Here is a 14,781-nt window from a genome sequence, read left to right as displayed (position 1 = left end):
CTGCATCGCGGGCAAGACCCGCTCCCACAGCTAGCGCGGGCTCTGTTGGAGCTGGCTTGCCTGCGATGGCGTCGGAGCGGTGTCCATGAGTGCGCGGCATTTGCATCGCGGGCAAGACCCGCTCCCACAGTGGGAGCAGGCTTGCCTGCGAGGGCGCAGCTGGTCAGTCAGCCAGGCGCCAGGTAGTGCCGCCCTTGCTGTCTTCAAGCACCACGCCCATGGCGGTCAGCTGATCACGGATACGGTCGGACTCGGCCCAATCCTTGTTGGTCCGCGCCTGCAGACGCGCCTGGATCAGTGCTTCAACCTCGGCGGCATCGACACGACCCTCGGCGCCCGCACGCAGGAAGTCATCGGCATCCAGCTGCAACACACCCAGCAGCCCCGCCAGCTCGCGCAGGCGAGCAGCAAGACCGGCAGCGATCTGCGGCTCAGCTTCACGCACACGGTTGATCTCGCGTACCAGGTCGAACAGCACCGCACAGGCTTCAGGCGTGCCAAAGTCGTCGTTCATCGCGACCTTGAAGCGCTCGACATACTCTTCGCCACCCTGCGCCGGAACCAGCGGCAGGCCACGCAGTGCATGATAGAAGCGCTCCAGCGCACCCTTGGACTCACGCAGGCTGTCTTCGGAGTAGTTGATCGAGCTGCGGTAGTGGCTCGATACCAGCAGGTAACGGACCACTTCCGGGTGATACTTCTCAAGCACATCGCGAATGGTGAAGAAGTTGTTCAAGGACTTGGACATCTTCTCGCCATTGATGCGAATCATCCCGCAGTGCATCCAGGCCTTGGCGTATGGCTTGCCGGTTGCCGCTTCGCTCTGGGCGATTTCGTTCTCGTGGTGCGGGAACTCCAGGTCGTTGCCGCCACCATGAATGTCGAAGCTCTCGCCCAGGCAGCAGGTGGACATCACCGAGCACTCGATATGCCAGCCTGGACGCCCTGGGCCCCATGGCGACGGCCAGCTCGGCTCACCCGGCTTGACGCCTTTCCAGAGGACGAAGTCCAGCGGGTCCTGCTTGGCTTCGTCAACCTCGATCCGTGCGCCGATACGCAGGTCTTCGATCTTCTTGCGCGACAGCTTGCCGTAGCCGACAAACTTGCCGACCCGGTAGTACACGTCACCATTACCCGGCGCGTAGGCATAGCCCTTGTCGATCAGGGTCTGGATCATCGCGTGCATGCCGGCGATGTGATCGGTGGCACGCGGCTCCTGATCTGGAGGCAGGATGTTCAGCCGGCGCTCGTCTTCATGCATCGCGTCGATCATGCGTGCGGTCAAGGCGTCGAACGACTCGCCGTTCTCGTTGGCACGGTTGATGATCTTGTCGTCGATGTCGGTGATGTTGCGCACGTAGGTCAGGTCGTAGCCGCTATAACGCAGCCAGCGGGTGACCAGATCGAACGCGACCATGCTGCGACCATGGCCCAGGTGGCAGAAGTCGTACACGGTCATGCCGCAGACGTACATCCGTACCTTGTTGCCTTCCAGCGGGGTGAAGACTTCCTTGCTCTTGGTCAGGGTGTTGTAGATGGTAAGCACGAGGATTCCTTAGCTGCCCCACGAATCGCGCAGGGTCACGGTGCGGTTGAACACCGGGCGGCCCGGTTGGGAGTCTTTCATGTCGACGCAGAAGTAACCTTCGCGCTCGAACTGGAAGCGGTCTTCAGCCTGGGCCTTGCCCAGAGAAGGTTCCGCCCGACAACCACTCAGCACCTGCAGCGAATCGGGATTGATGTTGTCCAGGAAGCTGCCGCCCTCCTCGGTTTTCTCCGGGTTGGCGGAGCGGAACAGACGATCGTAAAGGCGTACTTCACACTCGACGCTCTCAGCCGCCGGCACCCAGTGGATGACGCCTTTGACCTTGCGGCCTTCCGGGTTCTTGCCGAGGGTGTCCGGGTCGTACGAGCAACGCAGCTCGACGATGTTGCCGTCGGCGTCCTTGATGGCCTCGTCGGCACGAATCACGTAGCTGCCACGCAGGCGCACTTCACCGGCAGGCTCCAGGCGCTTGTAACCTTTTGGCGGCTCTTCCATGAAATCGTCGCGGTCGATGTATAGCTCGCGAGCGAACGGCAGGACACGAACGCCCATGTCTTCCTTCGGATGGCATGGCAGTTCGAGCTGCTCGACCTGGCCTTCCGGGTAGTTGGTAATGACCACTTTCAACGGGCGCAGCACGCACATCGCACGTGGTGCGGTACGATCGAGGTCATCACGGATGCTGAATTCGAGCATGGCCATGTCGACGACACCGTCGGAACGGTTGGTACCGATCATGTCGCAGAAGTTGCGGATCGAAGCCGGGGTGTAGCCACGACGACGGAAACCGGACAGCGTCGACATGCGCGGGTCATCCCAGCCGTTGACGTGCTGCTCGTCGACCAACTGCTTGAGCTTGCGCTTGCTGGTAATGGTGTAGTTCAGGTTCAGGCGGCTGAACTCGTACTGGCGCGGCTTGGCCGGCACCGGCAGGTTGTCCAGGAACCACTCGTACAACGGGCGGTGGCCTTCGAATTCGAGGGTGCAGATCGAATGGGTAATGCCTTCGATGGCGTCGGACTGGCCATGAGTGAAGTCATAGTTCGGGTAGATGCACCACGTGTCACCGGTCTGGTGGTGATGGGCGTGACGAATACGATAGAGGATCGGGTCGCGCATGTTCATGTTCGGCGAAGCCATGTCGATCTTGGCCCGCAGTACACGCTCGCCGTCCTTGAACTCGCCAGCCTTCATGCGGGCGAACAGGTCCAGGTTTTCCTCGACCGAACGCTCACGGAACGGGCTGTTCTTGCCTGGCTCGGTCAGGTTGCCACGGTACTCGCGGGCCTGCTCCGGGGTCAGGTCGCAGACATAGGCCTTGCCGGCCTTGATCAGCTCGACGGCCCACGCATGGAGCTGGCCGAAGTAGTCGGAGGCATAACGCACCGGACCGGTCCACTGAAAGCCCAGCCACTTGACGTCGCTCTGGATCGCATCGATGTACTCCTGGTCCTCTTTGGCCGGGTTGGTGTCATCGAAACGCAGGTGACAGGCACCACCGAACTCCTCGGCCAGGCCAAAGTTCACACAGATCGACTTGGCGTGGCCGATGTGCAGGTAACCATTGGGCTCTGGCGGGAAACGGGTGACGATGCTGCTGTGCTTGCCCGAGTCCAGGTCAGCCTGCACGATCGGTCGCAAGAAGTTCGCAGGGACAGCGGGAGCGCCTTTGGCAGCGGCGTTGGGAGCGGTGTCAGCAGTGGGCTTGCTCATAGGATCCTTGAATACGGGTACACGACCAGGGTAGGCCGACTAAATCAAAGCGCTTATCATAGCCGAAGCAGTCAAGCTGCCGACAGGTCAGCACCGACAAACAGGCGCGAATATTGACCGCCATTGCAAAAAAACAGCCGCGAACCGCGTATCGCCGCCTGTAGACTGAGCGTCAGGGTTATTACGCGATCCTGCGCAACGTATTTCAATTGCCTTGAAAAGAGCGAATTTCAGCATGTCCAAAGTCAAACTGAGCACCAACCACGGCGACATCGTCCTGCAACTGAACGCCGAAAAGGCCCCGATCACCGTGGCCAACTTCATCGAGTACGTCAACGCCGGCCACTACTCGAACACCATTTTCCACCGCGTCATCGGCAACTTCATGATCCAGGGCGGCGGTTTCGAGCCTGGCATGAAAGAAAAGAAAGACAAGCGTCCAAGCATCCAGAACGAAGCGGACAACGGCCTGAGCAACGCCAAGTACACCATCGCCATGGCCCGTACCATGGAGCCGCATTCGGCCTCGGCGCAGTTCTTCATCAACGTTGCCAACAACGATTTCCTCAACCACAGCGGCAAGAACGTGCAAGGCTGGGGCTACGCCGTGTTCGGTGAAGTGATCGAAGGCCAGGACGTCGTCGACAAGATCAAGGCCGTCCCTACCGGCTCCAAGGCTGGCCATCAGGACGTACCGAAAGACGACGTGATCATCGAGAAAGCCGAGATCATTGAGTGATACTGCTGATCTCCGATCTGCACCTGCAAGAAGAACGCCCGGACATTACCCGGGCGTTTCTTGATCTGCTTGAGGGCCGCGCCCGACAGGCCCAGGCGCTGTACATTCTTGGCGATTTTTTCGAAGCCTGGATCGGCGACGACGCCATGACGCCTTACCAGGCATCCATCTGTCAGGCCCTGCGCGCCTTGAGCGACAGTGGCACGCAGATTTTCCTGATGCATGGCAACCGCGACTTCCTGATCGGCCAGGCGTTCTGCAAGGCGGCGGGCTGCACCTTGCTGAACGATCCCTGCGTGGTCGAAATGGGTGGTGAACCGGTGTTACTGATGCACGGCGACAGCCTGTGTACCCGTGACCTGGCCTACATGAAGCTGCGCCGCTACCTGCGCAACCCGCTCAGCCTGTGGGTTCTGCGGCATTTGCCGCTGAGTACACGCCAGAAACTGGCGCGCAAGCTACGCAGCGAAAGCCGTACGCAAACCCGCATGAAGGCCAACGACATTGTCGATGTGACGCCCGAGGAAGTGCCACGGGTCATGCAGCAGCATGGCGTGCGCACCCTGGTGCACGGGCACACCCATCGCCCGGCGATTCACAAACTGGCGCTGGGCAATACGCCAGCACGGCGTATCGTACTGGGGGACTGGGACCGTCAGGGCTGGGCTTTGCAGGTGGATGAGCAAGGCTTTCAACTGGCACCGTTCGCTTTCCGCTGAACACCTGTCGTCGGCACGCCCTGCTCGGGCAGAGGCATGCCGGTGACACCATCACCAACAAGGCCGGGGCCATGCCCCTTTTCGCGTGCGGGCCGTTACTGCCAGCTGGGAACGCCGCTATGGAAGCGGAACTCGTTGTCCGGCGCGGTGATCAGCTCCGCTTCGGCCGCCCGAACCTTCTCAACCGCACGGTCAACATCAGCTTCTTCACCGTACTGATAGGCCAGTTTCAGGTAGCCCTGGAAATGCCGAGCCTCACTCTTGAGCAAGCCGTGATAAAACTTGCCCAGTTCCTCGTCCAGGTGCGGCACTACGGCAGCGAAACGCTCACAACTGCGCGCCTCGATAAAGGCACCGACCACCAGGGTGTCGACCAGCTTTACTGGTTCATGGTTACGCACCACCGCCCGCAAGCCCGACGCATAGCGACCTGCCGAGACCGGCCGCAAGGCGATTTTGCGCCGCTTCATCAGGCGTAACACCTGCTCATGGTGGACCAATTCTTCGCGGGCCAGGCGCGACATCATGTTGATCAGGTCAATGTGCGTATTGTATTTGGCCATCAGGCTCATGGCGGTACTGGCAGCCTTGAACTCACAATTCTTGTGGTCGATCAGCATCGTCTCCTGATCGGCCAACGCAGCCTCCACCCAGGCATCAGGGGTACGGCAGGCCAGGAACGCATCGATTTCGGGAATAAGGTGCATGGTGCTCACGGACAGGACGACGACAAAGCCGGCAATTATACGCACGCAGGCGACGATCACCACCGGCTATGCTTGATGTGTATCAACACCCGATCCATCGAGCGCCGACTATAGTCAGTCATTGGTCGCTATTGAAGAAGGGAGTTCATGCTCATGCAAGCCGTCCGCAGCATCCTGGTGGTACTTGACCCGACGCACGCCCACAGCCGGGCTCTGACCCGGGCAAAACTCATCGCCGGCGCCACAGGTGCCCGCTTGCACCTGTTGATGTGCGACAAGAAACAAGACCACAGCGCCCTGCTCAGCCTGCTGTGCAGCCAGCTTCACGACGATGGCTACAACAATGTCACCTACGAGCAGACCTGGCACGACACCCTGCACGAGTCGATCATCGACGTGCAGCAGGCCGAGGGCTGCGAACTGGTGATCAAGGAGCATCGCCCGGACAACCCGCTGAAAAAAGCCCTGCTCACGCCATCGGACTGGAAGCTTTTGCGTCTGTGCCCGTGTGCCGTCCTGATGGTCAAGCACGAAAGGCCCTGGACCAACGGCGTCATTCTGGCGGCTGTGGATGTGGGCAACCATGATGAACACCATCGCCGCCTGCACAAACGCATCGTCGACCACAGCTATGAAATCGCCACCCTGGCCAAAGGCCAACTGCATGTCGTCAGCGCCCACCCCTCGCCCATGCTCTCGGCAGCCGACCCGATCTATCAGCTCAAGGAGACCATCGAGGCCCGCTACCGCGAAGAGTGCAAGGCGTTCCAGGCGGAGTTTGATATCAGCGACGAACGCCTGCATGTCGCCGAAGGCCCGGCCGATGTACTGATTCCTCACTACGTGAAAGAACTGGACGCCGTGCTCACCGTGATCGGCACGGTGGCCCGCACAGGCATCACCGGCGCCCTGATCGGCAATACTGCCGAGGTGGTACTCGACGCACTGGAAAGCGATGTACTGGTGCTCAAAAGCGAAGAAGCTGCCGACCACCTGGCAGAACTGGCCAAAGGCTAGCCACCGTCGGAGCCGGCATCGCCGGCTCCGACCCGCTGTATCAGCCCAGCCCGTTCTTCAAAAAGCCCGGTGCGATATAGCGCTGGTAGTGGGCCTCGGACAGCAGGAAGAATTCGCGATCAATCGCATCGCGCAACTGCGGCAACTCCCACTCGCGAAACTCCGGCAGCAGAACCATGCCGTAGGCTTCCACATCGCGGATCACCCGCGCCCCTCGGGCAATCAGTTGATACGCCCAGCAATACTCCGACTGCTGCGGCACGAAGCGAATCTGTCGCTGCTCCAGTTGCTGGCGCAGGCGCGCACTATCGAAGACTTCCAGCTTGGCCGTCATCACCTGCACCAACAGTTGCTCCAGGCGCATCCAGACCGCACGTTTTTCCTCTTCGCTGTAACCGTTCCACTGGATCACTTCATGATGAAAACGCTTGCAGCCGCGGCACACCAGGTCGCCGTAGACAGTGGAGCAAAGGCCGACGCAAGGCGTCTTGATGGAATGATTGGGCATGGGGGATCAACAGCGAGGCGACAGGACAGGCCGCCATGTTAGCCCTTTGTCTAACGGTGGTCACCCCGCAAAGTCATTGCACTCGCCTTACCTTTGTCGACTTTTTACCGTAGAATCATCCGGCCTTTTAAAGGCGCCAATGTCCGTTAGAAGCTGTTTTCAAAGCGTCACGAGCACAGTTCATCCGGTAGAACGGCGTTGGTGCGGGAGATTCGACAGTCGAATGCCCGCGCCAGCCCTCATCAGCCTCCGTTCTACAGGCGTAAAACTTTGAAAGCAGCTTCTGTAAGGATTTCCTGTAACCCTGGCTACGCGGCCCAAAAAGCCGTATTGCGCATGGGTACCGGAATTTCTGGATGAGCGTCCCGGACACCCATTTGGGACCACTGATGAGGGTAATAACTGTGCTTGAAGCCTACCGCAAACACATCGAAGAGCGTGCCGCCCAGGGTATCGTGCCCCAGCCGCTTAACGCCGAACAAACCGCAGGCCTGGTCGAGCTGCTGAAGAATCCCCCTGCTGGCGAAGAAGCCGTCCTCGTCGACTTGATCACCAACCGCGTTCCACCAGGAGTGGATGAAGCCGCCTACGTCAAGGCCGGCTTCCTGTCTGCCGTCGCCAAGGGCGAAGCCAAGTCCCCACTGATCGACAAGAAACGCGCCGTCGAACTGCTGGGCACCATGCAAGGTGGCTACAACATCGCCACTCTGGTTGAACTGCTGGACAACGCCGAACTGGCGGCTGTTGCTGCCGAACAGCTCAAGCACACCCTGCTGATGTTCGATGCCTTCCACGACGTGGCTGAAAAAGCCAAGGCCGGCAATGTTCACGCCAAGGCCGTTCTGGAATCCTGGGCCGCCGGTGAGTGGTTCACCAGCAAGCCTGCCATCGCCGAGAAGTACAGCCTGACTGTCTTCAAGGTACCTGGCGAAACCAACACCGACGACCTGTCCCCTGCCCCGGACGCCTGGTCGCGCCCTGACATCCCGCTGCACGCCCTGGCCATGCTGAAAATGGCGCGTGACGGCATCGTGCCTGAGCAACAAGGCGCAATCGGCCCGCTCAAGCAAATCGAAGAAGTCAAAGCCAAGGGCTTCCCGGTTGCCTATGTCGGCGACGTGGTTGGCACCGGCTCGTCCCGTAAGTCCGCAACCAACTCGGTTCTGTGGTTCTTCGGCGACGACATTCCGTACGTTCCGAACAAGCGTGCTGGCGGTTTCTGCTTCGGCTCGAAAATCGCTCCGATCTTCTACAACACCATGGAAGATGCTGGCGCACTGCCAATCGAGTTCGACGTATCGAACCTGAACATGGGCGACGTGATCGACGTGTACCCACACGCCGGTAAAGTCTGCAAGCACGGCACCGACGAAGTCATCACCACCTTCGAACTGAAGACCCCGGTGCTGCTCGACGAAGTCCGCGCTGGCGGCCGTATCCCTCTGATCGTAGGCCGCGGCCTGACTGACAAGGCTCGTACCGAGCTGGGTCTGCCGGTTTCCGACCTGTTCCAGAAACCAGAGCAGCCTGTCGACACCGGCAAAGGCTACACCCTGGCACAGAAAATGGTCGGCAAGGCCTGCGGCGTGACTGGCGTTCGTCCAGGCACCTACTGCGAGCCCAAGATGACCACCGTGGGCTCCCAGGACACCACTGGCCCAATGACCCGCGACGAGCTGAAAGACCTGGCGTGCCTGGGCTTCTCCGCTGACCTGGTCATGCAGTCGTTCTGCCACACCGCGGCCTATCCAAAGCCAATCGACGTCACCACCCACCACACCCTGCCGGATTTCATCCGCACCCGTGGCGGCGTGTCCCTGCGTCCAGGCGACGGCATCATCCACAGCTGGCTGAACCGCATGCTGCTGCCTGACACCGTCGGCACCGGCGGCGACTCGCACACCCGCTTCCCGATCGGCATCTCCTTCCCGGCCGGTTCCGGCCTGGTCGCCTTCGCTGCTGCCACCGGCGTCATGCCGCTGGACATGCCAGAGTCGATCCTGGTGCGCTTCAAGGGCAAACTGCAACCTGGCATCACCCTGCGTGACCTGGTTCATGCCATCCCTTACTACGCCATCCAGAAAGGCCTGCTGACCGTCGAGAAGAAAGGCAAGATCAACGCCTTCTCCGGCCGCATCCTGGAAATCGAAGGCCTGGACGAACTGACTGTCGAGCAAGCGTTCGAACTGTCTGACGCCTCGGCTGAGCGTTCCGCTGCAGGTTGCACCATCAAGCTGCCAGAAAAAGCGATCGCCGAGTACCTGAAGTCGAACATCACCCTGCTGCGCTGGATGATCAGCGAAGGCTACGGCGATGCACGCACCATGGAACGTCGCGCCCAAGCGATGGAAGCCTGGCTGGCCAACCCAGTTCTGCTGGAAGCCGACAAGGACGCCGAATACGCCGAGATCATCGAAATCGATCTGGCCGACGTCAAAGAGCCTGTGCTCTGCGCCCCGAACGACCCGGACGACGCCCGTCTGCTCTCGACCGTACAGGGCGAAAAAATCGACGAAGTGTTCATCGGTTCGTGCATGACCAACATCGGTCACTTCCGCGCTGCCGGCAAGCTGCTGGAGAAGGTCAAAGGCTCGATCCCAACTCGCCTGTGGCTGTCGCCGCCAACCAAGATGGACGCTCACCAGCTGACCGAAGAAGGCTACTACGGCATCTACGGCAAGGCTGGCGCGCGCATGGAAATGCCGGGCTGCTCGCTGTGCATGGGTAACCAGGCTCGCGTTGCTGCGAACTCGACCGTTGTGTCGACTTCGACCCGTAACTTCCCGAACCGTCTGGGTGATGGTGCCAACGTATACCTGGCCTCCGCCGAACTGGCTGCAGTCGCGTCCATCCTGGGCAAACTGCCGACCGTCGAGGAGTACATGGCGTACGCGAAGAACATCGACAGCATGGCTGCCGACGTTTACCGCTACCTGAGCTTCGACCAGATCGCTGAGTTCCGTGAAGCCGCTGCGAACGCCAACATCCCGGTCGTTCAAGCCTAAGCTGACTTAGCCATTGCAGGCTGCGTGAAAACGCAGCTTGCAGCAGCTACAAAACAAATGCCCCGACCTGTCGGGGCATTTGTTTTTCTGAGCCCCACAGGGCTGGCAAGCCTGCCACACAACCCTGTAGGAGCCGGGCTTGCCCGCGATGCAAGCGCCGCGTACTCACTGACACCCCGCGCATAAAAGCGCTCAGGGTGTGTTTCCGACTGAATACGGCTCTTCCACTGGCTTATGTTGGCCCAGCGCCAAGGACGCGCTTAACACCACAACCAGCACAGGAAGCCTGACATGGCCGACATCAGCGGAAAATCATTTATTGCCACACTGGTGAGCACAACAGGAGAGTACCTCTACCCGGTTGGGTATCTGAAGGATAACTCTGTTGCGGGGGATGGCTGGCTTATACAGAGTGAGCAGGACGAACCCAATGTGGCCTTTCGTTTCGATTTCATCGAACACATTGAAGATCGCATCCATTACAACATCAGCGCAGCACCCGACGGCGCCTACAGTGGCGCAAAGGTCGGCGTGAGCCGCAATGGCTATCTGGGGTTCTATCAAGTGGCCGAGGTTTGCGACTTCTGGAAAGTCGAGCTTGAGGGCGACAACGACAACCCCGCAACGTTCGAGTTCGTGCTGCGCGATCAGCGCGGTTACCGCGTCTCAGCAGTGAGTGAACCAAGAGGCGGCTTCTGGAGCTCGTTTACCCCAGCAGCCCGATCTGCACAAACGCTCTTCCTGAACACGGAAACAGGGGACACTGTGCATTTTCAAGGGCGCATTCTCAAATACCTGTAACCCCATTTGAGGTTATGCCGGGCGCCGCGGTTACGCTCGCACTGAAAACAGCATCGCCGACAAGCCTTGCTCCCGCTGGGAAGCACGCCTTGTCGGCGACAGTAAAAGCACGCTAGACGCTTTTAGAAGGCGTCGCCGGGCACACGCACCCAACCTTCCATCAATACACGCGCACTGCGACTCATGATGGCCTTGGTCACTGTCCACTCGCCGTTTTCCTGAACAGCTTCAGCGCCTACCCGCAAGGTACCCGAAGGGTGACCGAAACGCACAGCGCTGCGCGCACCACCACCGGCTGCCAGGTTCACCAGCGTACCCGGAATGGCTGCAGCGGTACCGATGGCAACCGCCGCTGTGCCCATCATGGCGTGGTGCAGCTTACCCATGGACAGCGCACGAACCAGCAGGTCGACGTCTTTCGCCGCGACCGGCTTGCCACTGGAAGCGATGTAGTCAGCAGGCGCCGCAACAAACGCAACCTTCGGCGTGTGCTGACGCGTGGCAGCTTCGTCCAGGTGCTTGATGAGCCCCATACGCAGCGCACCGTAAGCACGAATGGTCTCGAACTTGGCCAATGCTTCTGGGTCGCCGTTGATTGCGTCCTGAAGCTCGGTGCCCGTGCAGCCTACGGCTTCGGCCTGAACGAAAATGGTCGGGATACCGGCGTTGATCAGGGTCGCCTTGAGCACGCCGACACCCGGCACCTCGAGGTCGTCAACCAGATTGCCGGTTGGGAACATCGAACCACCAGCGCCCTCTTCCTCGGCAGCCGGGTCGAGGAACTCAAGCTGTACTTCGGCAGCCGGGAAGGTCACACCGTCGAGCTCAAAGTCACCGGTCTCCTGAACCTCACCCTCGGTGATCGGTACATGGGCGATGATGGTCTTGCCGATATTGACCTGCCAGATGCGCACGGTCGCGATGCCGTTCTGCGGCACGCGGCTGGCATCGACCAGGCCACTGCTGATGGCAAACGAGCCGACCGCTGCCGACAGGTTGCCACAGTTGCCGCTCCAGTCGACAAATGGCTTGTCGATGGAGACCTGACCGAACAGGTAATCGACATCATGATCCGGCTTGATACTGCGCGAAAGGATGACCGTCTTGCTGGTGCTGGAGGTTGCTCCACCCATGCCATCGATCTGCTTGCCATACGGGTCCGGGCTGCCAATCACGCGAAGCAACAGCGCGTCACGCTCTGCGCCCGGGATCTGGGCGCTCTCGGGTAAATCCTGAAGGCGGAAGAACACGCCTTTGCTGGTGCCGCCACGGATGTAGGTAGCGGGAATCTTGATCTGCGGTACGTGAGCCATGGGAATCTTGTCCTGTTGGATACTGCTCGCCCGTCGCAGGGGACGGCATGGCCGCCCCCCACATAATCAGCGGTGTGCCTGAAGGGGCAAACACTGCCGCCCCTGCAGGCGCCTACATCACTTGGCGCCAGCCGACTCGAGGAAGTCCTGGGCAAAGCGCTGCAATACACCGCCCGCTTCGTAGATCGACACTTCTTCGCCGGTATCGAGACGGCAAGTGACCGGCACTTCGACCCGCTCGCCGTTCTTGCGGTTGATCACCAGCGTCAGCGTGGCACGCGGGGTACGCGAACCCACCACATCAAAGGTCTCAGTGCCGTCGATACCCAGGGTCTTGCGGTTGACGCCCGGCTTGAACTCCAGAGGCAAGACACCCATGCCCACCAGGTTGGTACGGTGAATACGCTCGAAACCTTCGGCAACGATGGCTTCGACACCGGCCAGGCGTACGCCCTTCGCTGCCCAGTCACGGGACGAACCCTGACCGTAGTCGGCACCGGCGACGATGATCAGCGGCTGCTTGCGCTCCATGTAGGTCTCGATGGCTTCCCACATGCGAGTGACCTTGCCTTCCGGCTCGATCCGCGCCAGCGAACCTTGCTTGACCTTGCCGTTTTCCTGAACCATTTCGTTGAACAGTTTCGGGTTGGCGAAGGTCGCACGCTGGGCGGTCAGGTGGTCGCCACGGTGGGTCGCATAAGAGTTGAAGTCCTCTTCAGGCAAGCCCATCTTGGCCAGGTATTCGCCCGCAGCGCTGTCCAGCATGATGGCGTTGGATGGCGACAGGTGATCCGTGGTGATGTTGTCCGGCAGCACCGCCAGCGGGCGCATGCCCTTGAGGGTGCGCTCGCCCGCCAACGCGCCTTCCCAGTATGGCGGACGACGAATGTAGGTGCTCATTGGGCGCCAGTCATACAGTGGCTCGACTTTCGGGCCAGTGTCTTCGTGGATGGCGAACATCGGAATGTAGACCTTGCGGAACTGCTCTGGCTTCACCGATGCCTTGACCACGGCATCGATTTCTTCGTCAGTCGGCCAGATGTCTTTCAGGCGGATTTCCTTGCCATCGACCACGCCCAGCACATCTTTTTCGATATCGAAACGGATAGTACCGGCAATGGCGTAAGCAACCACCAGCGGCGGCGATGCCAGGAAGGCCTGCTTGGCATACGGGTGAATACGACCATCGAAGTTGCGGTTACCCGAAAGCACTGCCGTGGCGTACAGGTCGCGGTCAATGATTTCCTGCTGGATTTTAGGGTCCAGCGCACCGGACATGCCGTTGCAGGTGGTGCAGGCGAACGCCACGATGCCGAAGCCCATCTGTTCCAGCTCGGACGTCAGGCCGGCTTCATCCAGGTACAGGGCTACCGCTTTGGAGCCTGGCGCCAGCGAGGACTTCACCCACGGCTTACGGGTCAGGCCCAGCTTGTTCGCGTTACGCGCCAGCAGGCCGGCAGCAATAACGTTGCGCGGGTTGCTGGTGTTGGTGCAGCTGGTGATGGCAGCGATAATCACAGCGCCATCGGGCATCTGGCCAGGGACTTCTTCCCACTGACCGGCAATGCCTTTGGCGGCCAGGTCGCTGGTTGCCACACGAGCGTGCGGGTTGGACGGGCCGGCCATGTTGCGCACGACGCTGGACAGGTCAAAACGCAGCACACGCTCGTACTCGGCATGCGCCAGGCTGTCGGACCACAAGCCCGCGACCTTTGCATAAGTCTCGACCAGCTTCACTTGTTCGTCTTCACGACCGGTGAGCTTCAGGTAGTCGATGGTTTGCTGGTCAATGGAGAACATCGCCGCCGTGGCGCCATACTCCGGGGCCATGTTGGAGATGGTTGCACGGTCACCCAGGGTCAGTGCACGCGCGCCCTCGCCATAGAACTCAAGGTAGGCACCCACGACCTTTTCCTTACGCAGGAATTCGGTCAGCGCCAGCACCACGTCAGTGGCAGTAATGCCTGGCTGTGGCTTGCCCGACAGCTCGACGCCGATGATATCCGGCAGGCGCATCCAGGACGCACGACCGAGCATCACGTTCTCGGCCTCAAGGCCGCCAACACCAATGGCGATTACGCCCAGTGCGTCGACATGCGGGGTGTGGCTGTCAGTACCGACCAGCGTATCCGGGAAGGCCACACCGTCTGTGCTGTGGATCACCGGCGACATCCGCTCCAGGTTGATCTGGTGCATGATGCCATTGCCTGGCGGGATCACATCGACGTTCTTGAACGCCTGCTTGGTCCAGTTGATGAAGTGAAAACGGTCTTCGTTGCGACGGTCTTCGATGGCGCGGTTCTTGGCGAAGGCGTCCGGATCGAAACCACCACACTCCACGGCCAACGAGTGGTCGACGATCAGTTGTACCGGTACTACCGGGTTGACCTTGGCCGGGTCACCGCCCATATCGGCGATGGCGTCACGCAGACCCGCCAGGTCGACCAGCGCGGTTTGGCCGAGAATGTCATGGCACACCACCCGCGCCGGGAACCAGGGGAAGTCGAGGTCGCGCTTGCGCTCGATCAACTGGCTCAACGAAGCGTTCAGGGTGGCCGGGTCGCAACGGCGAACCAGGTTTTCTGCCAGCACGCGGGAGGTGTAGGGCAGCTTGTCGTAGGCGCCGGGCTGAATTGCATCGACAGCCGCACGGGCGTCAAAGTAATCCAGGCGGGTGCCGGGCAGATTCTTGCGAAATGCTGTGTTCATGGCA

General features: G+C 60.5%; 11 protein-coding genes. 5 read left to right on the top strand and 6 right to left on the bottom strand.

What is annotated here, in order from left to right:
- Positions 1–163: 163 nt before the first annotated feature.
- Together cysS and CS390_RS08645 are read right to left on the bottom strand one after the other, a co-directional pair.
- Positions 164–1,546: a cysteine--tRNA ligase gene (cysS, locus tag CS390_RS08650; RefSeq protein ID WP_065759478.1), complete on the bottom strand. Its 1,383-nt coding sequence runs from the start codon at positions 1,544–1,546 to the stop codon at positions 164–166.
- Positions 1,547–1,555: 9 nt separating this feature from the next.
- Entirely contained in the window at positions 1,556–3,259 is a 1,704-nt protein-coding gene (locus tag CS390_RS08645; RefSeq protein ID WP_065759479.1) for a glutamine--tRNA ligase/YqeY domain fusion protein, read from the bottom strand.
- Between the two features lie 235 nt (positions 3,260–3,494).
- Between CS390_RS08645 and CS390_RS08640 the strand changes: the two genes are divergently transcribed.
- Positions 3,495–3,998 carry a peptidylprolyl isomerase gene (locus tag CS390_RS08640; protein ID WP_065759480.1) on the top strand — a complete coding sequence of 168 codons (504 nt, stop codon included), beginning with the start codon at positions 3,495–3,497 and terminating at the stop codon, positions 3,996–3,998.
- Positions 3,995–4,717 carry a UDP-2,3-diacylglucosamine diphosphatase gene (locus CS390_RS08635; RefSeq protein WP_099774050.1) on the top strand — a complete coding sequence of 241 codons (723 nt, stop codon included), beginning with the start codon at positions 3,995–3,997 and terminating at the stop codon, positions 4,715–4,717. The genes CS390_RS08640 and CS390_RS08635 overlap by 4 nt, the downstream gene beginning before the upstream one ends.
- A 95-nt stretch (positions 4,718–4,812) precedes the next feature.
- Here CS390_RS08635 and CS390_RS08630 read toward each other — a convergent pair whose 3' ends face one another.
- On the bottom strand, positions 4,813–5,424 hold the full coding sequence (locus tag CS390_RS08630; RefSeq protein WP_065759504.1) for a tRNA-(ms[2]io[6]A)-hydroxylase: 612 nt from the start codon (positions 5,422–5,424) through the stop codon (positions 4,813–4,815).
- 153 nt (positions 5,425–5,577) lie between these two features.
- Between CS390_RS08630 and CS390_RS08625 the strand changes: the two genes are divergently transcribed.
- Positions 5,578–6,441, top strand: a complete 864-nt coding sequence (locus CS390_RS08625; RefSeq protein WP_065759482.1) for a universal stress protein — start codon at positions 5,578–5,580, stop codon at positions 6,439–6,441.
- Positions 6,442–6,481: 40 nt separating this feature from the next.
- Here CS390_RS08625 and CS390_RS08620 read toward each other — a convergent pair whose 3' ends face one another.
- The gene (locus CS390_RS08620) at positions 6,482–6,949 is read right to left on the bottom strand and encodes a DUF1289 domain-containing protein (protein WP_065759483.1); all 468 of its coding nucleotides are present in this window, start codon (positions 6,947–6,949) and stop codon (positions 6,482–6,484) included.
- Positions 6,950–7,353: 404 nt separating this feature from the next.
- On the opposite strand from CS390_RS08620, the gene acnB reads away from it, so the two are divergent.
- Positions 7,354–9,954: a bifunctional aconitate hydratase 2/2-methylisocitrate dehydratase gene (acnB, locus tag CS390_RS08615; protein WP_065759484.1), complete on the top strand. Its 2,601-nt coding sequence runs from the start codon at positions 7,354–7,356 to the stop codon at positions 9,952–9,954.
- Positions 9,955–10,245: 291 nt separating this feature from the next.
- Entirely contained in the window at positions 10,246–10,755 is a 510-nt protein-coding gene (locus tag CS390_RS08610; protein ID WP_099774049.1) for a hypothetical protein, read from the top strand.
- Between the two features lie 122 nt (positions 10,756–10,877).
- On the opposite strand, the gene prpF is transcribed toward CS390_RS08610, so the two are convergent.
- Together prpF and acnD are read right to left on the bottom strand one after the other, a co-directional pair.
- A complete protein-coding gene (gene prpF, locus CS390_RS08605) occupies positions 10,878–12,068 on the bottom strand; it encodes a 2-methylaconitate cis-trans isomerase PrpF (RefSeq protein ID WP_099774048.1) in 1,191 nt (396 codons plus the stop codon).
- Between the two features lie 117 nt (positions 12,069–12,185).
- The gene (gene acnD / locus CS390_RS08600) at positions 12,186–14,777 is read right to left on the bottom strand and encodes a Fe/S-dependent 2-methylisocitrate dehydratase AcnD (RefSeq protein ID WP_065759487.1); all 2,592 of its coding nucleotides are present in this window, start codon (positions 14,775–14,777) and stop codon (positions 12,186–12,188) included.
- Between the last annotated feature and the right edge of the window lie 4 nt (positions 14,778–14,781).

Origin of the sequence: Pseudomonas sp. HLS-6 (genome assembly GCF_002753995.1) — a bacterium.
Lineage (GTDB): Bacteria > Pseudomonadota > Gammaproteobacteria > Pseudomonadales > Pseudomonadaceae > Aquipseudomonas > Aquipseudomonas defluvii.
The sequence above is the reverse complement of the archived record's forward strand: the minus strand, read 5'-3'. Positions and strand labels throughout refer to the sequence as shown.